At 62.8% G+C, this 21,540-nt stretch carries 16 protein-coding genes; 5 read left to right on the top strand and 11 right to left on the bottom strand.

What is annotated here, in order from left to right; all coding sequences use genetic code 11:
- Positions 1-3 precede the first annotated feature (3 nt).
- The 3 genes from HCN50_RS31150 to HCN50_RS31140 all read right to left on the bottom strand — a co-directional run bounded on the left by HCN50_RS31150 (position 4) and on the right by HCN50_RS31140 (position 4,429).
- Positions 4-951 carry an ABC transporter permease gene (locus HCN50_RS31150; protein WP_171713704.1) on the bottom strand — a complete coding sequence of 316 codons (948 nt, stop codon included), beginning with the start codon at positions 949-951 and terminating at the stop codon, positions 4-6.
- 46 nt (positions 952-997) lie between these two features.
- Positions 998-2,593, bottom strand: coding sequence for an ABC transporter substrate-binding protein (locus HCN50_RS31145; RefSeq protein WP_171713703.1), 1,596 nt, complete (start codon positions 2,591-2,593; stop codon positions 998-1,000).
- Positions 2,594-2,878: 285 nt separating this feature from the next.
- The gene (locus HCN50_RS31140) at positions 2,879-4,429 is read right to left on the bottom strand and encodes an AMP-binding protein (protein WP_171713702.1); all 1,551 of its coding nucleotides are present in this window, start codon (positions 4,427-4,429) and stop codon (positions 2,879-2,881) included.
- Positions 4,430-4,979: 550 nt separating this feature from the next.
- Here HCN50_RS31140 and HCN50_RS31135 point away from each other — a divergent pair.
- The 3 genes from HCN50_RS31135 (at position 4,980) to HCN50_RS31125 (ending at position 10,675) form a co-directional block, all read left to right on the top strand.
- A complete protein-coding gene (locus tag HCN50_RS31135; protein ID WP_512699174.1) occupies positions 4,980-6,137 on the top strand; it encodes an efflux RND transporter periplasmic adaptor subunit in 1,158 nt (385 codons plus the stop codon).
- Positions 6,134-9,286, top strand: a complete 3,153-nt coding sequence (locus tag HCN50_RS31130; RefSeq protein WP_171713700.1) for an efflux RND transporter permease subunit — start codon at positions 6,134-6,136, stop codon at positions 9,284-9,286. The genes HCN50_RS31135 and HCN50_RS31130 overlap by 4 nt, the downstream gene beginning before the upstream one ends.
- A 195-nt stretch (positions 9,287-9,481) precedes the next feature.
- Entirely contained in the window at positions 9,482-10,675 is a 1,194-nt protein-coding gene (locus tag HCN50_RS31125) for an ABC transporter substrate-binding protein (protein ID WP_171713699.1), read from the top strand.
- 201 nt (positions 10,676-10,876) lie between these two features.
- On the opposite strand, the gene HCN50_RS31120 is transcribed toward HCN50_RS31125, so the two are convergent.
- Genes HCN50_RS31120 through HCN50_RS31110 form a run of 3 tightly spaced genes read right to left on the bottom strand, consistent with a single transcriptional unit; the run spans position 10,877 to position 15,094 of the window.
- A complete protein-coding gene (locus tag HCN50_RS31120; protein WP_171713698.1) occupies positions 10,877-11,962 on the bottom strand; it encodes a lipocalin-like domain-containing protein in 1,086 nt (361 codons plus the stop codon).
- Complete coding sequence (locus tag HCN50_RS31115; RefSeq protein ID WP_171713697.1) at positions 11,952-14,411, bottom strand: ABC transporter permease; 2,460 nt, start codon at positions 14,409-14,411, stop codon at positions 11,952-11,954. Before HCN50_RS31115 ends, HCN50_RS31120 begins: the two co-directional genes overlap by 11 nt.
- On the bottom strand, positions 14,408-15,094 hold the full coding sequence (locus HCN50_RS31110; RefSeq protein ID WP_171713696.1) for an ABC transporter ATP-binding protein: 687 nt from the start codon (positions 15,092-15,094) through the stop codon (positions 14,408-14,410). The genes HCN50_RS31115 and HCN50_RS31110 overlap by 4 nt, the downstream gene beginning before the upstream one ends.
- Before the next feature lie 256 nt (positions 15,095-15,350).
- Between HCN50_RS31110 and HCN50_RS31105 the strand changes: the two genes are divergently transcribed.
- Complete coding sequence (locus tag HCN50_RS31105; RefSeq protein WP_235977328.1) at positions 15,351-16,625, top strand: MFS transporter; 1,275 nt, start codon at positions 15,351-15,353, stop codon at positions 16,623-16,625.
- A gap of 82 nt (positions 16,626-16,707) precedes the next feature.
- Here HCN50_RS31105 and HCN50_RS31100 read toward each other — a convergent pair whose 3' ends face one another.
- The 3 genes from HCN50_RS31100 to HCN50_RS31090 all read right to left on the bottom strand — a co-directional run bounded on the left by HCN50_RS31100 (position 16,708) and on the right by HCN50_RS31090 (position 20,315).
- Positions 16,708-18,450 carry an N-acyl-D-amino-acid deacylase family protein gene (locus HCN50_RS31100; protein ID WP_171713694.1) on the bottom strand — a complete coding sequence of 581 codons (1,743 nt, stop codon included), beginning with the start codon at positions 18,448-18,450 and terminating at the stop codon, positions 16,708-16,710.
- A 177-nt stretch (positions 18,451-18,627) separates the two neighbouring features.
- On the bottom strand, positions 18,628-19,842 hold the full coding sequence (locus tag HCN50_RS31095) for an MFS transporter (RefSeq protein WP_171713693.1): 1,215 nt from the start codon (positions 19,840-19,842) through the stop codon (positions 18,628-18,630).
- A 317-nt stretch (positions 19,843-20,159) separates the two neighbouring features.
- Complete coding sequence (locus HCN50_RS31090) at positions 20,160-20,315, bottom strand: hypothetical protein (RefSeq protein ID WP_171713692.1); 156 nt, start codon at positions 20,313-20,315, stop codon at positions 20,160-20,162.
- A 167-nt stretch (positions 20,316-20,482) separates the two neighbouring features.
- Between HCN50_RS31090 and HCN50_RS31085 the strand changes: the two genes are divergently transcribed.
- Positions 20,483-20,725, top strand: a complete 243-nt coding sequence (locus HCN50_RS31085; RefSeq protein WP_171713691.1) for a hypothetical protein — start codon at positions 20,483-20,485, stop codon at positions 20,723-20,725.
- A 31-nt stretch (positions 20,726-20,756) separates the two neighbouring features.
- Here the strand turns inward: HCN50_RS31085 and HCN50_RS31080 are convergent, their stop codons facing one another.
- Positions 20,757-21,038 (bottom strand): hypothetical protein, encoded by a 282-nt coding sequence (locus HCN50_RS31080; protein ID WP_210265167.1) that lies wholly within the window; start codon positions 21,036-21,038, stop codon positions 20,757-20,759.
- 6 nt (positions 21,039-21,044) lie between these two features.
- Positions 21,045-21,278, bottom strand: coding sequence for a hypothetical protein (locus HCN50_RS31075; RefSeq protein ID WP_171713690.1), 234 nt, complete (start codon positions 21,276-21,278; stop codon positions 21,045-21,047).
- Between the last annotated feature and the right edge of the window lie 262 nt (positions 21,279-21,540).

Here is a 21,540-nt window from a genome sequence, read left to right as displayed (position 1 = left end):
CGGCTAGTCCCCATAGCGGATGCGCGGGTCGATCGCGGCGTAGAGCATGTCGACCGTGAAGTTGGCGACCACCACGACCACGGCGATCAGCATCACGAGGTTCTGCACGATCGGGTAATCGCGCCAGCGCAGCGCCTCGACCAGGAAGCGGGCGACGCCGGGAATATTGAACACGGTTTCGGTGACGATCAGTCCGCCGATCAGGAACGCCGCTTCGATGCCGATCACGGTGATAACAGGGAGAATGGCGTTCTTCAGCGCGTGGCGATAATTGACCGAGGCCTCGGAGGCGCCCTTGGCGCGCGCGGTGCGGATATAGTCCTGCCGCAGGATTTCCAGCATCGAGGAGCGCGTGATGCGCATAGTCAGCGCGGCGCTGCGAAAGCCGACCGCCATCGCCGGCACCGCATAGATCGCAAACGCCTCGGTCCAGGTTTTTGGATTCGGATTGTAGATCGGCATGCTGCCGAACATCGAGACCGACGCCATCAGGATCAATAGCCCGAGCCAGAACGAGGGCAACGACAGGCCGCTCAGGCTAACCACGCGCAGAGTATAATCGAGGCGCGATCCCTGATGGACGGCGCTCAGCACGCCGAGGGGAATGCCGATCGAGGCGGAGAACAACAGCGCCAATGCCGCCAGCCGCGCGGTGATCGGAATGCGCGGCAATATCTCCTGCAGCGCCGGCTTTTCCGACACGTAGGAATAGCCGAGATCGCCGTGCAGCAGCCCGCCGATCCAGTTCAGATATTGCTGATAGATCGGCAGGTTGAGGCCGAGCTCCTTTTCCAGGTTGGCCTTGTCGGTGGGATCGACGAAGCCGGCGGCGTCGAACAGGATGTCGACGATGTTGCCGGGGACGACGCGCAGCAGGACGAAGATGATGACCGAGATCCCGAACAGGGTCACGAGCATCAAGGCGAGGCGTCGCACGATATAAGCAAACACCCGGCGGTCTCCCTGGCCGACTGGCGAACTGTTTCCGCGGCGGACTTTACTTGTCCATCCAGACGTCTTCGTAACGGTAGCCGTTGTAGGAACTGTTGACCATGATGGTGATGCCCTTGACGTAAGGCTGCCAGCACGAGCCCTGGCGGGCGTGGAAGATGATCGGCCGCGCCACGTCTTCCTGCAGCTTCTTGTCGATCTCCCAGACCAGTTTCTTGCGCTTGGCGACGTCGGTCTCGGCCGACTGCTGATCGAACAGCTTCTCGATTTCCTTGTTGCAGTAATTGGTGTAGTTGCGCTCCGACCCGCAGGAATAGTTCTCGTAGAACGATTGGTCGGGATCGTCGACCGCGTTGCCGGTGAGATTAAGGCCGAGGGTGTAATCCTTGCGGGCGACTTTCGGGAACCATTGCGCAGTGTCGACGACGTCGAGTTCGGCGTCGATATAGATGCTCTTGATCTGATCGATCAGGATGACGGCGGGATCGCGATAGACCGGGATGTTGCGCGTCGAGACCTTGACGGCGAGGCGCTTGTCCGGACCATAACCCGCCTTCTGCATCAATTTGCGCGCCTCTTCCCGGTTGGCGTTGATGTCGGGACCGTAGCCCGGGATCGACTCCAGCATTTCCTTCGGCATCGCCCACAGTCCGCCGGGCGCCGGCAGCATGGTGCCGCCGATATCGGCCTGCCCCTCGAACAGGATCTGGACGAACGCCTTGCGATCCAACGCCAGCGCTAACGCGCGGCGAATATCGATATTGTCGAACGGGGGGGAGGATGAGTTGACAATGATGTTGGTCGAGACGTTGATCGGCTCGACCACGCAGACCGCGTTCGGCGCCTGCGATTTGACCTCCTTCAGCAGCGGGATCGACACTTCAGTCGGGAAGGTCATGTCGAATTTCCCGGAGACAAATCCGAGAATCGCCGTCGAGCGGTTGGGAATGATCGTGAACTCAATGCCGTCGAGATGCGGCAGGCCCTTCTTGAAGTAATCAGGGTTTTTGGTGAGCTTGATCGACTCGTTGGCCTTGAACTCCACGAATTTGAAGGGTCCGGTGCCGATCGGCTTGGTGCGCATCTCGGCCGGCGAGACATGGCAGGGATAAACTGGGGTGTAGCCGGACGCGAGCAGCGAGATCAGCGCCGGCTGCGGGCGCTTCAGTTCGAACGAAGCCTCATAATCGCCGTTTACGGTCACGTCGCTGACCTGATCGTACCATGACTTTCGCGGGTTCTGGCGGAACTTCTGCTGCGATTTGCCCATCAGCATGTCGAAGGTGCATTTGACGTCGGCCGACGTGAACGGCTTGCCGTCATGCCATTTGACGCCCTGCCGCAGCTTGAAGGTCAGCTTCTTGTTGTCACTGCTCCATGCCCAGCTCTCGGCGAGTTCCGGCCTGATGGTGTCTTGGCTGTTCTGCGCGATGTGCTGGTCGAAGATGACCAGATTGTTGAACACCGGCATGAAGGGGATGTTGATCGAGTAGGTCGCGCCCTCATGGATCGAGGCGCTGCCCGGGCTGTCGCGGTGATAGACCCTGAGGATCCCGCCCTGTTTCGGCTCGCCCGCAGAAGCAAGGTCGTAGGCCGGCAGCAACAACAACGCTGCGGCGGCAAGCGCATGAACGCTCCGCATGATCCCCTCCACTTATTCGGTCTCAACTGGCCGATTGGTATCGAAGATACCATGACGGAGCGTTCGGGCAACCGGCCAAGCCAATGCCAGGATTGGTAATTCGGACTAATCGAAATCCGCGCGGCGGAACATGCACGGCAATTCTGTCGCGCGGCGACGGCGGCGGATTCGTTGCGGAGCAGGCGCTATATTTGCGCCTCGCGCCAAATGCCCACCCGATGATGCACCGCACCACTACGCATTGCGACCTGTGTGTTCGCTTTCATCATCTCACATCGTCGCATCTCAGACGATTCGCGAGGTCTTGTTGCCCCAATAGCGGTCGCGCAATAAGCGCTTGTAGAGCTTGCCGGTCGGCAGCCGCGGCAACTCCGCTTCGAAATCGATCGAGCGCGGCACCTTCTGGCGCGACAGCGACTGGCTGCAGAAGGCAATCAGCTCGTCGGCCAGCTCCTGCCCCGGTGAAACGCCGGGCATCGGCTGCACCACGGCTTTTACCTCCTCGCCGAGATCGGGATTGGGCACGCCGAACACGGCCGCGTCCGCGATCTTGGGGTGGGTGATCAGCAGATTTTCGCATTCCTGCGGATAGATGTTGACCCCGCCGGAGATGATCATGAAGGTCGCGCGATCGGTCAGATAGAGGTAGCCGTCCTCGTCAACATAGCCGACATCGCCGACGGTGCTCATGCTGCCGTCGGGCGAGCGGACCTCTGCGGTCTTTGCTGGGTCATTGAAATATTCGAACGGCGAGGCCGTCTTGAACCACACCGTGCCCGGCGTGCCGGCTGGGCACGGTTTCATGTTATCGTCGAGAATGTGCAAATCGCCGAGCAACACCTTGCCGACGGTGCCGCGATGGGTCAGCCATTCCTCGCTGTTGCAGGCGGTGAAGCCGAGCCCCTCGGTGGCGCCGTAATATTCATGGATGATCGGGCCCCACCATTTGATCATGTCGTCCTTCACCGCCGCGGGGCAGGGCGCGGCGGCGTGGATCGCAATCTCGAGGGATGAGAGGTCGTAACGCTTACGCACCTCTTCCGGCAGTTTCAGCATGCGCGAGAACATCGTCGGCACGAGCTGGGTGTGGGTGACGCCCCATTTCTGAACCAGTTCGAGGTAGCGCTCCGGATCGAAGCTTTCCATGATGATGACAGTGCCGCCCATCCGGATGGTAAGGTTGACCGCCGCCTGTGGGGCCGAATGATAGAGCGGCGCCGGCGACAGGTAGATCATTCCCTCGCGGTAATGCCAAAGGCCGATGAGGAAATCGAACAGCGGCAGGTTTTGCACCGGCGGCTGTTCGGGCAATGGCCGCAGGATGCCCTTGGGTCGGCCGGTGGTGCCGGACGAATAGAGCATTGCGGTACCGACGCTTTCGTCCGCAATCGGAGTCTGCGGCAGACCTGCGGTCACTTGCTGCAGCCCGACGATGCGGTCGCTTTCGCTCTCGCCGTCGGCGACGATGCACAGCTCGATCTTGGGGCATCCCTTCAGCGCTTGGCGCGCGACGTCGAGTTTCGCTCTGGAGGTGATGAGGATGCGCGACTGGCTGTTGGTAAGGATATAGGCGAGTTCGCCCGCTGTCAGATAAGAATTCACGCAAGTGAAATACAGCCCGCTCCGTTCGCCGGCGCCGCAGGCTTCGAGGTAACGGCTGTTGTTCTCCATGAAGATCGAATAGTGGTCGAGCCGCTTGAGGCCGCGGTTGCGGAATAGATGCGCCAGGCGGTTCGTACGTGCGTCCAACTCCCGATAGGTCACCGTTTCGCCGGTGGATGCCATGATGAAGGCGGGCTGCAATGGACGAAGATGAGCCTGCTTGCCGGTATACATGTTGGCGTTGCTCTCCTTACGCGGCCATGTCCAGAATCTCGCGCGGACCGCTTGTCCTCCCCCGGACATTCTTCGGCCCAGTTGGGCCTTGCCCGAAAAGTTAGCGGAGGAAATTCGCGGCGTCATGTCCGAAGGCGAACTGTGCGCCGACCGTCTTGCTGCTCGGGCGGTCGGGGCGCACGCGCTCGGAGCTGAAATGGATTTCCGGGCTCGCGCGAAGATGCTCGGCTAGACGACGAACGGATAACGGATGTCACGTTTTCGTCATCTGGCGGCGATTAGCTGCCGTTCGGTGTGACGGGTTCCTCTCTCGCAGTGCGAAAAGTATGAGGTCCCTGCGCGGCGCCGAGCGTTGATTGCGCGGATGCATAACGATTGTGCTTGATCCGGTCGGGTTCTTGACGAGACTGGGAACTGATCACATCTGAGGCCTCCGCCACAAAGTTCCACGGCAGCCGCTTCCATCGAACAGGATGTTGAGAGTGCAGGGGAGATGGGATTGAGCACGACTGAACAATTCGAACGTCCGCCTGTACCCGCCAGCGTCGGCATTCACGCACCTCGCCACCTCAAATGGCTGACCCCGCTGTTCGCGCTGGCGCTCTCGGCCTGCGGCGACAAGCCGCCGCAACAGCCGGCGGCAGCGCCGCCAACCGTGACGGTCGCGCAGCCGGTGAAGCGTATCGTGACCGACTGGGATGAATTCACCGGACGGTTCGAGGCGATTCAGGAAGTTCAGGTTCGTGCCCGGGTCGGCGGCTTCGTGTCCAGTGTCGAATTTCGTGACGGCGCCATCGTGCGGGCAGGCGATCTGCTTTACGTGATCGATGCCCGGCCGTTCGAGGCCGTCGCCGAGCAGGCCGACGGCCAGTTGTCGGACGCGCGGGCGAAGGCCGAGCTTGCCAGGCGCGAACTCGACCGTGCGTTGACCCTGAACCAGACCCAGGCGGTATCCGATTCCATCGTCGACCAGCGCCGCCAGACCTTGCAGGCGGCGCGCGCCGCCGAGATGCAGGCCGAAGGCGCGCTCAAGGCCGCCAAGCTCAATATCGAGTTTACCCACGTGATGGCGCCGATCACGGGCCGCGTCAGCCGCCATCTCGTGACCCCGGGCAATCTCGTGCAGGGCTCCGAGGGCGGGGCCACGCTGCTCACCTCGATTGTTTCGCTCGACCCTATCTACATCTATTTCGATGTCGACGAAGCGACTTACCTGCGAAACAGCCGGCTCTGGTTCGAAGGCAAACGCCCGAGTTCGCGCGATACGCCGAACCCGGTGCAGGTGACACTGACCGGCGAAACCAAGCCCTCGCATGAAGGCAAGATGGACTTCCTCGACAACCGGCTGGATGTCTCGACCGGAACGCTGCGCAGCCGCGCCGTGATCCCGAACAAGGATCTCTCGATCCTGCCCGGGCAGTTCGGCCGGGTCCGGATTATCGGCAGTGCGCCCTACGAGGCGCTGCTGCTGCCGGACACGGCGATTGCGACCGACCAGTCGCGCAAGATCGTCTTTGTGGTCAAGGACGACAATACGGTCGAAGCAAAGCCGGTGACGCTTGGGCCGCTCGACGAAGGCCTGCGCGTGATCCGAGAAGGAATAAAGCCGGAGGACCGCGTCATCATCGACGGCCTGCAACGGGCCCGGGTGGGGGCAAAAGTCACCCCGCATGCGACCGATATCAAGCCGGCCGGTGACAAGACATGAATCTCGGCCGCCTCTCCATCAACCAGCCCATCCTGGCGATGGTGCTGTCGATCGTGCTCCTGATCGTCGGCGCGATCGCCTACGGCACGCTGCCGGTCTCCGAATATCCGCAGGTGGTGCCGCCGACGGTCGTGGTCACGACGCAATATCCGGGCGCCTCCGCGCAAACCGTGTCCGATACGGTTGCAGCTCCCATTGAGCAGGAGATCAATGGCGTCGAGGACATGCTCTACCTCTACAGCCAGGCGACCTCGAACGGGCAGTTGACGATCACAGTGACGTTCAAGCTCGGCACCGATCTCGACAAGGCGCAGGTGCTGGTCCAGAACCGGGTCGCCATCGCGCAGCCGCGGCTGCCGGAGGAAGTGCAGCGCAACGGGGTCGTCACCCGCAAGAACAGCCCCGACATCCTGATGGTGGTGTTCATGCTGTCGCCGGACGACACGTTCGACCAGCTCTACATCTCCAACTACGCCCTGCTGCAGGTCCGCGACCAGTTGCTCCGGCTCGACGGCGTCGGCGACATCCAGATCTTCGGCGCGCGCGACTATTCGATGCGGCTGTGGCTTGATCCCGACAAGATCTCCACGCTCGGCCTGACCGCAGGCGAAGTGGTCGCGGCGATCCGCTCGCAAAACGTGCAGATCGCGGGCGGTCAGATCGCAGAGCCGCCGATCGCCGACCGAGCCTTTTCGCCGAATCTTACCTTTACTGGCCGGTTGAAGGACCCGAAACAGTTCGAGGAAATCGTGGTCAAGGCCGGCGCCGACGGGCGTACCGTCAAGCTGCGCGACGTCGCGCGGATCGAATTGGGCGCCCTGGCCTATTCGACCAACAGTTTTCTGCTGCGGAAATCCGCCGTCGCGATGCTGGTGACACAGCGGCCGGGCTCCAACGCGCTGGCGACCGCCAAGAATATTTCCAACACCATGGAACGGCTGAAGGCGAGCTTTCCGAAGGGGCTCGATTACAACATCGGCTACAACCCGACCGAATTCATCGCGCAGTCCGTCAGCGAGCTGATCAAGACGATCTACGAGGCGATGGCGCTGGTCGTGATCGTTGTGCTTGTGTTTTTGCAGGGCTGGCGCCCGGCAATCATTCCGATTATCGCTATTCCGGTATCGCTGGTCGGCACCTTTGCGGTGATGGCGGCTCTCGGGTTCTCGATCAACAATCTCACCTTGTTCGGGCTCGTGCTCGCCGTCGGCATCGTGGTCGACGACGCCATCGTAGTGGTCGAGAACGTCGAGCGGCATCTCGAGCACGGCATGAGCCGGCGTGACGCGGCGCTCCGCACCATGGAAGAGGTCGGCAGCGCGCTGGTGTCGATCGCGCTGGTGCTATGCGCGGTGTTCGTCCCCACAGCATTCCTCGGCGGCATCTCCGGGCAGTTCTTCCAGCAGTTTGCCGTCACCATTGCGGTCGCGACCGCAATTTCCTGTTTCTGCTCGCTGACGCTGTCGCCGGCCCTGGCTTCGCTGATCCTGCAGCCGCATGAGGACAAAAGGCCGGCGGCGCGCTGGAATTTCATCGCGCGCGGCTGGGACGCCTTTACCGGCGTGTTCAATCGCGGCTTCGATCGGCTGTCGCATGGCTATGCCCGTGCCGCTGATTTCGTGATCCGTCACTCGGTGGTGATGCTGGTGCTCTATGCCGGGCTGATCGGCAGCGCCGGTTGGCTATTGATGACCACGCCGCAAGGTTTCATTCCGGCGCAGGATCGTGGCTACGTCATCGTCTCCGTGCAGTTGCCGGGCGCGGCGTCGCTGGCGCGAACCACCGAGGTGGTTCGTGAGATCGAGCGCATTGCACTGGATACGCCGGGCATCATTCGCGTGGCGGCGTTTGCCGGCTTCTCGGGCGCGACGCGAACGCAGGCGAGCAATGCCGCTGCATTGTTCCCGGTATTCGACGATCCGGAGGAACGCCACAAGAAGGGACTTTCCGCAGGCGCGATCGCCAACAATCTGCGCATGCGGCTGGCGAGCATCCAGGGCGCCTTCATCATCGTCATCCCGCCGCCCGCGGTGCCCGGCATCGGGACCGGCGGCGGCTTCACCATGCGCATTCAGGATCGTCAGGGCCGCGGCTCCGAAATGCTGGCTGCGGCGACGGATGAACTGATCGGCGCGGCGCGCAAGGCGCCGGGGCTCACGCAGGTGTTCTCAACGTTCACCGCCAACACGCCGCAGCTGTTTGTCGATATCGATCGCGTCAAGGCGCAGAAGCTCGGTGTGCCGATTGCGAACATCACCGACACGATCCAAACCTATTTTGGGTCGTCCTATGTCAACGACTTCAATCTATTCGGCCGCACCTATCACGTCACGGCGCAGGCCGACCTTCCGTTCCGCAAGGAAACCTCCGATCTGGCGCGCCTGCGCACCCGCAATGCGGCCGGCGACATGGTCATGCTCGGCAGCGTGGTCAGTTTCCGCGACATCTCGGGGCCCGACCGCGTTGCGCGCTACAATCTGTATCCCGCGGCCGAGTTGCAGGGCGATACGCTGCCGGGAACAAGCTCTGCGACGGCGATCAACACGATGAAGAAACTGGCCGAGGACACGCTGCCGAGCGGTTTTTCGTTCGAATGGACCGATCTGTCCTACCAGCAGGTCACCGGCGGCCAAGCCGGCCTCCTCGTGTTCCCGATCTGCGTGCTGTTCGTGTATCTGGTGCTGGCAGCGCAATATGGCTCGTGGAGCCTGCCATTTGCGGTCATTCTGATCGTCCCGATGTGCCTGCTCGCCGCCACCATCGGCGTGCGCATCATGGGGCAGGACGTCAACATCCTGACCCAGATCGGCTTCGTGGTGCTGGTAGGGTTGGCGGCCAAGAACGCCATTCTGATCGTCGAGTTCGCGCGCGATATCGAGCTTGAAGGAAAGGCGCGGCTGGAAGCGGTCATCGAAGCCTGCCGACTGCGGCTGCGGCCGATCCTGATGACCTCGTTTGCCTTCATCCTCGGCGTGCTGCCGCTGGTGATCTCGTCGGGCTCGGGTTCGGAGATGCGGCAGGCAGTCGGAGTGGCCGTGTTCTTTGGCATGCTCGGCGTGACGCTATTCGGCCTGATTTTCACGCCGATCTTCTACGTCATCGTCCGCAACCTCGCCGAGGGCAAGGGCAAGAAGCCGGCTGCGGTGTGAGTGCGATTGCTTCGTTCACTGCGCACGTCATTCCGGGCTCGCGGCTCCGCCGCGCCCCGGAATGACCGATGAAGTTCGAAGAGCCCCAATCTCAAGTTCCCCAATACTTTTGGCTGATCCGAAATGGATGGGCACTTACGGGGTTATTGAATAATGTCGCCAGGTTCCTTCGACAAAAAATTCCGGGAGAAAAGAATGAAGTCGGGATTGTTGGCCGCCGTTGCGGCAGTTGGTCTTTTGCTCGCCGTGCCGGCGTCCGCGCAGGGCGTCAAGATCGGCATTTTGAACGATCAGTCCGGGGTCTATGCGGATTACGGCGGCAAATGGTCGTTCGAGGCCGCCAAGATGGCGATTGAAGACTTTGGCGGCGAGGTGCTCGGCCACAAGATCGAAATCGTCTCCGCCGACCATCAGAACAAGCCGGATCTCGGCACCGCGATCGCACGGCGCTGGTACGAGGTGGAGGGCGTCGACATGATCACCGAGCTGACGACCTCGTCGGTCGCGCTCGCGATCCACGATCTGTCCAAGCAGATGAAGAAGATCGATATCGTCGTGGGTGCGGCGACCTCGCGTCTCACCGGCGATGCCTGTCAGCCTTACGGATTCCACTGGGCCTATGATACCCACGCGCTAGCCTACGGCACTGGCGGCGCGCTGGTGGAATCCGGCGGCGATAGCTGGTTCTTCATGACGGCGGACTACGCATTCGGCCACGCGCTGGAAAAGGACACCAGCGATTTCGTCAAGGCGAAGGGCGGCAAGGTGCTCGGCGCGGTCCGCATTCCCCTGAACTCGTCGGATTTCTCGTCCTTCCTGCTGCAGGCGCAGAGTTCGAAAGCCAAGATCATCGGCCTCGCCAATGCCGGCCTCGACACCACCAACTCGATCAAGCAGGCGGCGGAATTCGGCATCGTCAGGAGCGGCCAGAAGCTCGCCGGCCTGTTGCTGACGCTGGCCGAAGTGCACGGCCTCGGGCTCGACGCCGCGCAGGGCCTGGTGCTGACGGAAGGCTACTACTGGGACCGCGATCCCAAGAGCCGCAATCTGGCCGAACGCTTCTTCAAGCGAACCGGCCGCATGCCGAACATGATCCAGGCCGGCACCTATTCGGCGACGCTGCAATACCTGAAGGCGGTGAAGGCCGCGGGGACCAAGGAGACCGAGGCGGTTGCCAAGAAGCTGAAGGAGCTTCCGGTCGACGACGATTTTGCGCAAGGCGGCAAAGTGCTGGAGAACGGCCGCATGGTGCATGACCTCTATCTGTTCGAGGTCAAGAAGCCTTCGGAATCGAAGAAGCCGTGGGATTACTACAAGCAGCTCGCGGTGGTGCCCGGCGACAAGGCGTTCCCGGCCGCAAAGGATTCGGGCTGCCCGCTGGTGAAGTAGCTTTCTCGGTCGTCCCTGCGAAAGCAGGGCCATAACAACGGGCGCTCGTTGTTAGAGCGGGCGTCCGACTACTTGCCTCATTGATAAGACGCGGCGTATGGGTCCCGGCTCAAGGCCGGGACGACGTGCGATAGATCTCGTTCTCACCCTGCACAGTCCGCCACGCGGTGAGATGAAATTTCCCTGTTGCGTGCGAAGGACTTAGTAGCCCGTCATTTCCAGATAACCCAGCCCGGTATGGCTTCCGGCAAAGCTGATCGGACCTTCCCAATAAGGAAAGCTCGTCCCCATCCAGCTTCTGGCGTTGAGCGGCGAGCATTCGATCGACAGCGCCATCCTCGGAATGGCGATACGCCACGTCGTCGGTATCTTTCGTTTCTCGATCTCGGTGAAGATGAGTGGCGTCATCATGATGTCGGCGGAAGCGAGTTGTTCAGCCGTGCCGTCGGGTGCGATCCACTTGCCTGAGCCGTAATGCTGGCCATCGGCCTGGCGCATCCGGTACAGCATCAATTTGTCGCCGGAATTGAAATGCAGCGACAGCCAGTCCCATCCGCTTTGATCTGACGCCAGCGGCTGGCTGCTCCACTCGCGGTCGAGCCAGGCCATGCCGGTGACGTCGACAGGCCTGTCGTCGACGGTGAGGATGCCCTTCGCCGTATAATGCGGCTGGCTATAATAATAGGAGGCCTGTTCGCGCAGCGATTTGCGGCTGTAGCCGCCGTCGCCCTGCAGCACCAGCGGACGCAGCGCGCCGAGGCGCAGCGTGTAGCTGAAGTCGGCACCCGATGCTTTCAGTTCCAGCGGAGCAATATTCTCGTCGCTCACCGGATCGAGCCCGCGCATCTCCCAGGCGTCGATCCAGGCATGAAAGGGCTGCGCCTCCACACCGGCCTGGCCGACGCCGCCGCGCGCGAACGCCTGGGCAAAGCGATGGATATCCTGGCGCGTGACGGCGGCATGGCCCATCCAGATCTGCTGGTTGGCCCAGCCCTCGCGCGGCCCGCCCGCTGCGATCGCCTGGCGAAACAGCGTCCATTGCGCGCCGTAGGCACCGCCATTGGCATCGATCAGGTTGGCCGTCACATACCACCACTCGATGCGGAATTCCGGATGCGGTCCGTGGTCGGCGGGAAACGCAAATGTCCTGCCGGGCACCACCGGCGCAAATCCTTCGGCGCTTTCGCTCAAACCCGCAAAACCCTGCGCCAACGCCGTGCCGCCGAGGCCCGCTAAGACCGCGCCGCCGACGACCCCGCGGCGGGTGATGAGACCGCTAGCGTTCATTGGCAAAGATCCTGATCAGGCTCGCCGGCTGCATCCGCGCCAGCCGGATGACGGGAAGCGCCGAGGCGGCAAGCGCGGCCGCCATCGCGACGCCGGTGAGCCAGAGCAATTGCAGCGGAAACACGTGGAACGGCAGTCGCCAGCCAAACGCCTTGACGTTGACGATTGCGAGCAAACACCACGCGACCAGCAAGCCCAGCGGAAGCGCGAAGATGGTGGTGATCAGCGCCACCGACATGGTCTTGAGAAGCTCGATCACGGCGAGCCGCCGTCGCGTGATGCCGATCGCCCATAGCGGCGCCAGTTGCGGCAGGCGGGAATTGGCCAGCGTCAGTAGGCTGGTCAGCAGCGCAACGCCGGCGACGCCGAGCGTGAAAGCATTCAGCGCGGCTGTGACCGAGAAAGTGCGGTTGAAGATCCGCGTCGATTCCGCCTTCATCGTCGCCTGGTCGGCGACATTGCGATCGTCGAGACCGAACTTCTCCTGCAGCGCCGAAATTAGCGCCGGGATCTTTGGCGAGGCGACCCGCAAACCCATGCGCGTCAGCGGGATTTCGGGAAAGCGGCGCGTCAGCGCGGCGAAGTTCACCGCAATCTGGCCCTTGGGGTTGCCGTAGTCGGCATAGATGCCGACCACGTTGAGCGTCCAGTTGCCGCCTGGCGCGGGCACCCCGATGCGGTCGCCGATCGAAAGATGCAGGCGCCGCGCCAGCTGTTCGCTGACGAGCGCCGCGTCGCCCGGGCGAAGCTTGATCCAGGCATTGTCGGCCGATTGCAGCAGCGGCCAGTTGTCGCGGTAGATGGCGTGATCGGGCAGGCCCAGCACCTCGATGGGCGCGCCCACCAGTTGCGTATCGGCGCGGCCGCCGGGCAGGATCGCCTCGACCTCGGGTCGCTCGCGCAGCCAGGCCATGATCTCGTGGGCCTGCTCGTCGTTGGCTGCATTGATATAGACGTCCGCCGCCAGCCGTCCATCGAGCCAGACCAGGAATGTGCGGGAGAAACTCTCGACCATGGTCGAGACACCGACATTCACCGACAGCGCAAGCAAAAGCGCCATCAAGGCGAGCGACAGTCCGGAGAGTTGCTGGCGGCTGTCGGCCCAGAACCAGATGCCGAGCGGCGCCCGCGCCCGCCGCTGACCGATCGACAGCACGATCTCCAGAAACATTGGGAGAATCAACGCGGCGCCGAGCATCAGCGCCGCGAGCACGGCAAAGCCAGACATCAGGGAATCGCCGAACCACAACAGGCCGCCAGCCGCGGCGAATGCCGCGAGCGCCAGCGCGCTCTGATAGGTCAGCCAGCGCCGCTGCGCCTGTTGCCAGGCGAACGGCTGCGCAGTGGCGAGCAGCGGCAGCCGCAGCGCCTTGGTCAGGCTCGTGGCGGCCGCAGCGAGCGCGCCCAGAATGCTGATCGCGATGCCGGCGATCCACCATTGCGGCTTGAGCGTCAGATGTCCCGGAATCTGCGCGCCATAGAGCCCTCGTAGCGAGGCCGCGACGTCGGGCAGCAGCGCGCCGGCAATGAAGTAACCGCAGACAAGCCCAATCAGCCCCGCGATCAGCGCCAGCGATACCAGCTCGAGCACCAGCACGCCGTTGAGCATCCGCGCCGAGACACCGCAGGCGCGCAGGGTCCGCAAGGTAGGCAGCCGCTGTTCGAAGGCAAGCCCGATCGCCGAATTGACGATGAACAGGCCGACGAAGAACGACAGCAAGCCGAACGCAGTCAGGTTCAGGTGAAAACTGTCGGTGAGACGCTCGAGATCGGTCTCCGCATCTGGCTCGATCAGGCGAAGCTTGTCGCCGGCAATGCTTTCAAGCGGCGCGCGCTTGCCCACCGCCTTGCCGATCAGGAGGCGCGTGAGCTGATCCGGCATTTTCAAGAGGTTTTGCGCGATACCGATGTCGACGACCAGCACGCCGGGCACGAGGTTTGGCTGCACGCGAAGCGGCGGCAGCAAGGCGCCATTGGCTTCGGCGCGCGCGCCCTCGGCGAGCTTGAGATCGGCAAGCGTTTCCGGCGCGACCAGCATCTCGCCTGGCGGCGTCATGAATGATTGCAGGCCGGCTTTGCCGATTGTCGGCGCATTGCCGACTTCCGTGGGCAGCGTGACCGGCTCGATGCCGAGCAGGCGGACCGACCGTCCCTCGATCTGGATCCGGCCTTCGAGCACGGGCGAAACCGGCCAGCCGGCGCGGCGCAGATCGACAAAGAGTCTTTGCGGGAAAGTTGCGCCGCTGCTTGCGACCAGCATCGCGGTGCGCGTGCCGCCAAAAGTGGCGGCGGCGCGATCGTAGGAGGTGCGCGCCTGCTGATTGAGCGCCTGCACGCCGCTCCACAGCGCGGTTGCCGAGATCAAGCCGATCAGGAGGGTCGCCAACTGCATGGGATGACGCCGCCAATGGCTCAACAGCACGGCCAGCGTCCACAGCGCGCGCTTCACGCGATCACCCCGGCATGCAGGTTAACCTGTCGGTCGAGGGTCGCAGCTAGCCTTGCGCTATGCGTCACCATCAGAAATCCGCAGCCGCTGCGGGCCACCAGGTCGCGTGCCAGTGCCAGCACCTCGTCCGCAGTATCCTCGTCGAGGTTGCCGGTCGGTTCGTCGGCGAGCAGCAACAATGGCTTGATCGCCAGCGCCCGGCCGATGGCGACGCGCTGTTGCTGGCCACCGGATAGTTGCTCGGGGTAGCGTTTCAGCAGACGCCCGAGCCCGAGCCGCTCCACCAACTCGTTGTGCCAGGCCATATCGTGACGGCCGGCAATGCGCGACTGGAAAGCGAGGTTGTCATCCACCGTGAGGCTGGGGATCAGGTTGAATTGCTGAAACACCAGGCCAAGCCGGTCGCGGCGCATTTCCGCGCGGTCGGCATCGCTGAGTTCGCAGACCTGCGCATCCGCCAGCCTGATCTCGCCGCCGTCGGCTGCATCGAGACCTGCGATCAGGTGCAAGAGCGTGCTCTTGCCGCTGCCGGATTCGCCTGTCAGCGCGACGGTCTCGCCGGCGGCGACGGTCAGGTTTACCCCGCGCAGCACTGCGATCTCTTCGCCGGCCGTGCGGTAGCTCTTGGTCAGGCCGGCCACCTGAAGTACGGGGCCGGTCACCTTGGGATTGCCGTTGGTCATGCGCAACGATCGACCGATTTGACCATGAAAATCCCCTGACGTGGTGGCATGCAACATATCAGAGCGGGCGTTCTGGATCATGGCCTCATCGTACCGCGATCGTGATCCGGTTGCAGCATGTGCCTCTCGTAGCAGCCTGCAGTTGCGGAGCGCGGCATTTGCCGACAAATCCCGGTTGCCTTGCCGGCAAGCCCTAGTACCATTGGAACCGGCCGATCTTTTAAGAGCCAGCTACACAAAAATGGGGAAAACAGCCATGACCGCGCAACCGACGCCCAAAGGCGCCTGGAAAATCACGTTTCTGCTGTTTCTGTTCATGCTGGTGAACTTTGCCGACAAGATCGTGGTCGGCCTTGCCGGCGCCCCGATCATGGACGAGCTGAAACTCTCGCCAGAACAGTTCGGCTTCCTCGGCTCCTCGTTCTTTTTCCTGTTTTCGATCTCGGCCATCGTCGTCGGCTTCATCGTCAACCGCGTCGACACCCGCTGGGTGCTGCTCGTGATGGCGGTGATCTGGTCGGTCGCGCAATTTCCGATGGTCGGCACCGTCGGTTTCGCGACGCTGGTGATCTGCCGCATCATTCTCGGCGCCGGTGAGGGGCCAGCGTTCGCAGTGGCGGCGCACGCCATCTACAAATGGTTTCCCGACGAGAAGCGCACGCTGCCCACCGCCATTCTTTCGCAGGGCTCGGCTTTCGGCGTCATCCTAGCGGTGCCGGCGCTCAATTGGATCATCGTCAATCATAGCTGGCATTACGCCTTCGGCGCGCTCGGAATCGTCGGCCTGATGTGGGGTGCCGCCTGGCTCGTCATGGGCAAGGAAGGACCGCTCGTTCACACCGTTACGACGGCAACAACCGATCCGCGCGTTCCTTATCTCCAGCTTCTGACCTCGCGCACGTTCATCGGCTGCTGCGCGGCGACCTTCGGCGCCTACTGGGCGCTGTCGCTCGGTTTGACCTGGTTCACGCCGTTCATCGTCAAGGGGCTCGGCTTCTCGCAGAAGGACGCGGGCTGGATTTCGGTGCTGCCCTGGGTGTTCGGGGCGGCCGTCGTGCTGCTGACCGGTTGGATCTCACAGGTGATGCTGACGCGCGGATACACCACGCGCGGCGCACGCGGCATACTCGGCTCTGTCCCGCTGATTGTCGGCGGGCTGATTCTCGCGGTTCTTCCGTATGTCAATGGCGCGGGATGGCAGATCGCCTTCCTCGTGGTCGGCTCGGGACTCTGCGGCTCGATCTATGTGGTCTGCCCGCCGATGCTCGGCGAATTCACGCCGGTGCAGCAGCGCGGCGCGGTCATCGCGATCTACGGCGCAATCTATACGCTGGCGGGCATGATTGCGCCCTCGGTAATGGGCGTCGTGATCCAGAACGCGGCTGCGCCGCTCGAAGGCTACATGACGGGCTTCACCATCAACGCGGTGATCATGGCGGCGTCGGGATTGCTTGGACTGCTGCTGCTGTGGCCGAACACGGAGCGCGCGAGGCTGATGGCCCAGGCCGCGGCCCAGCCGAAATTCGCATGAGGCAATAACAAATCATCCGTCGTGCCTGCGAACGGACGCATTCTTCGCAGGGACGTCACCAATATGTTGAGGTAGCGCAGCGCTAGCTCGCGGCCGCATCGAACTGTGGCTTTGAGCCTTGCGCGCCGCGCACCAGCTTGCCGGGGCGTACGCCGGTGGCCTTGCCGCCGCGCTGCGTCACCACGCCTGAGACGATGGTCGCGTCATAGCCGTCGACCTGCTGCATCAGGCGGCGGCCGCCGACCGGCAGGTCATAGTGCACCTTTGGCGGATGCAGATGCAGGCGACCGTAGTCGATCACGTTGACGTCGGCCTTGAATCCCGGCGCGATCACGCCGCGGTCGTAGAGGCCGACCGAAAGCGCGGTCTTGCGCGACTGCGCCGCCACCACGAACGGGATCGGCAGTTTTTCACCGCGGCTCCGGTCGCGTGTCCAATGCGTCAGCAGATAAGTCGGGAAGCTGGCATCGCAGATGATGCCGCAATGCGCGCCGCCGTCGGAGAGGCCCGGCACCGCATTGGGATCACGCAGCATCTCGCTGACAGCATCGAGGTTGCCGTCGGCGTAATTGAGGAACGGCACATAGAGCATGCCGCGGCCGTCATCGGTCAGCATGGCGTCATAGGCGAGCTCTTCCGGCTGCTTGCCATGGCGGCGGGCCTGTGGACCGAGTGCATTCTCAGGCGGCTGCTCGTAGTCCGGCGGATTGCCGAGCAGGTACATCTTGTCGTAGTTCGGCCGGAAGAACAGCGGATCGTCGGTCGCGGTGGCGTGCTCGCTGAGGATCGCTTTCCGCACGTCGGGCTGACGCAGACGCGCGAGACGTTCGGCAAGTGGCAGATGCGCGATCGCCTGGTAGCTCGGATGGGTCTGGAACGGGTTGCGCGACAATTCGAGGCCCAGCATAAGCCCGACCGGGCGGGCCGCGATTTGCGCGGTGATCGACAGGCCGCGCATTGAGGCCTCGCGGATGGTCTCGAGCGTCTGCCGCCAGCGCTGCGGCGCCTTGTCGTTCTGGGTGATCGAGAACGATACCGGGATCTTGCTGTTCTCGGCCACCCGCAGCATCATCGGCAGGTCTTCGTCGATGGTGGAGAGATCGAGCACGAACTGCAGCACGCTGCGGCCCTGCGCGTGCATTGCTGCGGCGATTGCGGTCAATTCATCCTCGCCGGCCTTCAGCGTGGGCGTGAAGTCGCCGGTCGAGGTGCGGTGGTTGAGCGTGCGCGAGGTCGAGAAGCCGAGTGCGCCGGCGCGCACGGCATCGGCAGCCAGAGCCGCCATCGCCTTGTTGTCCTCGGGCGTGGACGGATCGCGGCGCGCGCCGCGCTCGCCCATCACATAGACGCGCAAGGCGGCGTGCGGCAGTTGCGCGCCGATGTCCATGTCGAAATTCCGCTTCGAGAGCCAGTCCATGTAATCGGGAAAGCTTTCCCAGGCCCAGGGAATGCCGGCGCTCAGCACCGGCTCGGGAATATCCTCGACGCCTTCCATCAACTGGATCAGACGGACATGGTCCTCTGGGCGGCACGGCGCAAAGCCGACGCCGCAATTGCCCATGATCGCCGTCGTGACGCCATTCTGCGAGGAGGGCGTGATGTCCTGGCTCCAGGTCACCTGGCCGTCGTAATGGGTGTGGACGTCGACAAAGCCCGGCGTGACCAGTCTGCCCTTGGCGTCGATCTCTTCGTTGCCCTTCGCGGTAACCTTGCCAACTTCGGTGATGCGGCCGCCGGCAATCGCCACATCGGCTTCGAAGAGGTCGCCGCCCTTGCCATCGGCAATGGTGCCGCCGCGGATCACGAGGTCGGGGTTCGAGGTCATGGCTTCCATCCCGTATCTGTCTTGTTGGCGCATCATCCGACGCCGCCAGATGCTGTCAACCGACGGGGATGAGGTTCAGGGATGCATCAAAGCGTTTTAAAGCGAAGCATGCCCTCGGACTTGATCCGGAGGTGGATACCGGTTCGCGTGAAGAAAACGCGTAAAATCGATCCGGAGTTACAGCTTGGCAGGTTCCGCAGGCTTCCGGTCGGTGACCAGCGCCAGCAGCACCGTCAGCACCATGAAGGCCACGGACGCGCCGAACACCCAATGCGGCAGCTGCTGGTCCATGATCCAGCCGAACAGCAGCGGCGAGAGAATGCCGCTGAAATTGAACCCGGTGGAGACGATGCCGAACGCCCGGCCGGCAGCTCCGGCTGGAGCTGCGTTACGAACCAGCATGTCGCGCGAGGGCGCGATGACGCCGCCGAGGAAACCGGCGAGCCCCATCGCGGCAGCCAGCACCACCGACGGCAAATTGACCGTCGCAATGACGGTGATGATGGCGGCGTTGATGGCGAAACACGCGGCGGCGACATTGCCGTGGCGCCTGGTGCGGTCGGCGAGATAGCCGCCGGCCAGCACGCCGGCCGCGCTGGCGCCGAGATAGGCGGTCAGCGCGATATTGGCGGCCGAGAACGCCACGCCATAGCCGCTCATCAGCGCAACCACGCCGAAATTACTGATGCCGGCATTGGACAGGCCGAGCAGCATGAAGAAGATCGTCAACACCATGATGGCCGGTGTCACGATGCTCGGCTTTGGCGCGGGCGCGCCATCGGTCTTGCGATCGGCCGAACTCGCATCGGGAATGCGGCCGGCGATCAACAACAGCGCCACGCCAGGGCCGACGGCGCCGGCCACAATCAATGCGCCGAGACCGCCGACGATTGCCACCAGCGCAGCCATGATCGCAGGCGCCACCGCACCACCGAGGAAACCAGCAAAGGTATGGACCGAAAACGCCCGACCCATCCGCGCTTCGTCCATATGCGTCGACAGGATCGCATAGTCACACGGATGATAGACGCTGTTGGCAAGCCCAAGCAGAGCGGCGCACACGATCAGCGAAACGTAGCTCAGATGCAGCCCGAGCATGATCAGTGCCAGGCCGCCGACCGTGAGCCCGATCAGCAGCACCTTTCGCGCGCCGATATGGTCGGCGAGATAGCCGATCGGAGCCTGGGTGAGGCCGGAGATGACGCCGAACACGGTCAGCGCAAAACCGAGCTCGATATAGCCGACGCCAAGTTGTTCCTTAAGGAAGGGAAACAGCATCGGCAGCACGAAGAGATGGAAATGGCTGACCCAATGGGCGGCGGAAATTGCTGCAAGCGTGCGCAGCGAAGCGTCTGCCTTGGCTTGTTGCGGTGCGGCCAGAATATCGACCATGTCAGTTCAAACCGTGTAATGCCTGCGGCCCCGGCAGGGGCGTGCTGAAAATAAAGGCCGGCAGTTATTTGTCCATGAATGCCGCTGCATAGCTGCCCCGGCGCAGGGCAGGGCAGGGCAGGCAAAAATGGCCTCCTGAATGGCGCGCATCTGCTCGATCTGAACAGCATTCGTGCGATTGAAGCGGAAGACCTTGTTGGATATTCAACGCGTCGTCGCCCGCGAAGGCGGTACGCCGCGGCTCTTCCGTCAAATACAAGCGCCTCGGAATACTAAAATCGCCTGGTCAAGCCGGGCGATGACAACTTTCCTTGCTGCTACAGCGGCTCATTTTCGTTGTCGGTGCGGTCGCGCTTTGGCGTGGCGATGTCGCCGTCCTCGTAATCGTCCTCCTCGACCGGAGGACGTTGCGGCTTCTTCGGCTTATCCTCGGGTTGTTTCGGAGGTTCGTTCTTCCGACTGGGTCCGTTCATGCGATGCCTTCTCGCCAGTCAATCGGCGTTTGCGCTGCATGCCGACTCAGGGTAACGGCATGATCTCAATCTGACCGCGTTCGGAAGCCATCCTAGCGCCGGTCAGACGATTCTTCCTGCCCTTTTTGCGGCGTTCAGCCCAAAGGGCGTTCACATACGGAGCCTGCATGAAGAAGCCCCGCCCTGTGGTGGACGAACCGCAGCCGCGCAAAACCGACCGCGCCGACAAGGCGCCCTCCACCGGATACTCACTGGTGGTCGATGGTCATTTCAAATCACATTATGAAACGGTCGAAGCCGCCGAGGAGGCGGGCATGGCGTTGAAGAACCGCTTCCAAATGCTTCAGGTGCAGGTTTACGACGCCGAGAACAAGACGCGATCGAAGATCGATTGGCCGGGGCCGGCGTAACGCCCCGGCTCTTCGCGTCTGCTTGGCTGACTCAGATGCGCCGTCCGCCGTTTTGCTGGCTGGCCAGCCAGTCGGAAAGGGCCGGCGCCTTTTCGGCCGGCTTCCCCGGTTTGGTGCGGGCCTTTTTGGCGGCGGGCGCGCGCGGCGGTTCGGTCGCTTCGCGCGCGAGTCGCAACGCCTTCAATCTTGCCATGTTGTCGAGCACGGCCTTCGCAGCAGCTTCCCGCTCGGCCTTCACTGATTTCGCATCCTCGGCGGCTCTTGCCGCTCTGTCGATGGTTGCGTTGGCGAAATCACGATCGTCGTTAGTCATTTCAAGTCAGCCTCTTTTCGCAGTCTTTGGCCTGGCTTTCGCCTTCGGCTCCGGTTGATTTTGCCGATCGGCCGCTTCCTTCGCCAGACGGAGCGCGCGCAGCCGCGCCGTCCGCTGTCGGATCGCGATATCCGCAGCCGCGATCTCGGCCATCGCCTTCACACCCTCGATCTCCTGGGCGCGCTTGCGGTTCAGCCTGATCTCTTTCAGTTCGGCAGCGCTCTTCGGTTCATCGTTCATGTCACACCTCTGAGATCGCGACAGATATCGTCGAGCGGTCTGCGGCGGTTTACCATGGGATCGGATCACAGAGGATGGTTATTTTCGGTCGAAAATGAGCCGCTTTCTTATCAAATCAATCATGACCGTGAAGCTCCGCTTCATCATCGCGCGCGTCGGAACCGATCTGATCGAAACGCGCAGGCCAGGCGTTCAGCAGAAAAAGTATGCTCCCGGGCAATGCCCAGGAGAATACTGTCTCGTCAGACAAGGCGGTCCGGCG

Origin of the sequence: Bradyrhizobium archetypum (assembly GCF_013114835.1) — a bacterium.
Taxonomy (GTDB): domain Bacteria; phylum Pseudomonadota; class Alphaproteobacteria; order Rhizobiales; family Xanthobacteraceae; genus Bradyrhizobium; species Bradyrhizobium archetypum.
The sequence above is the reverse complement of the archived record's forward strand: the minus strand, read 5'-3'. Positions and strand labels throughout refer to the sequence as shown.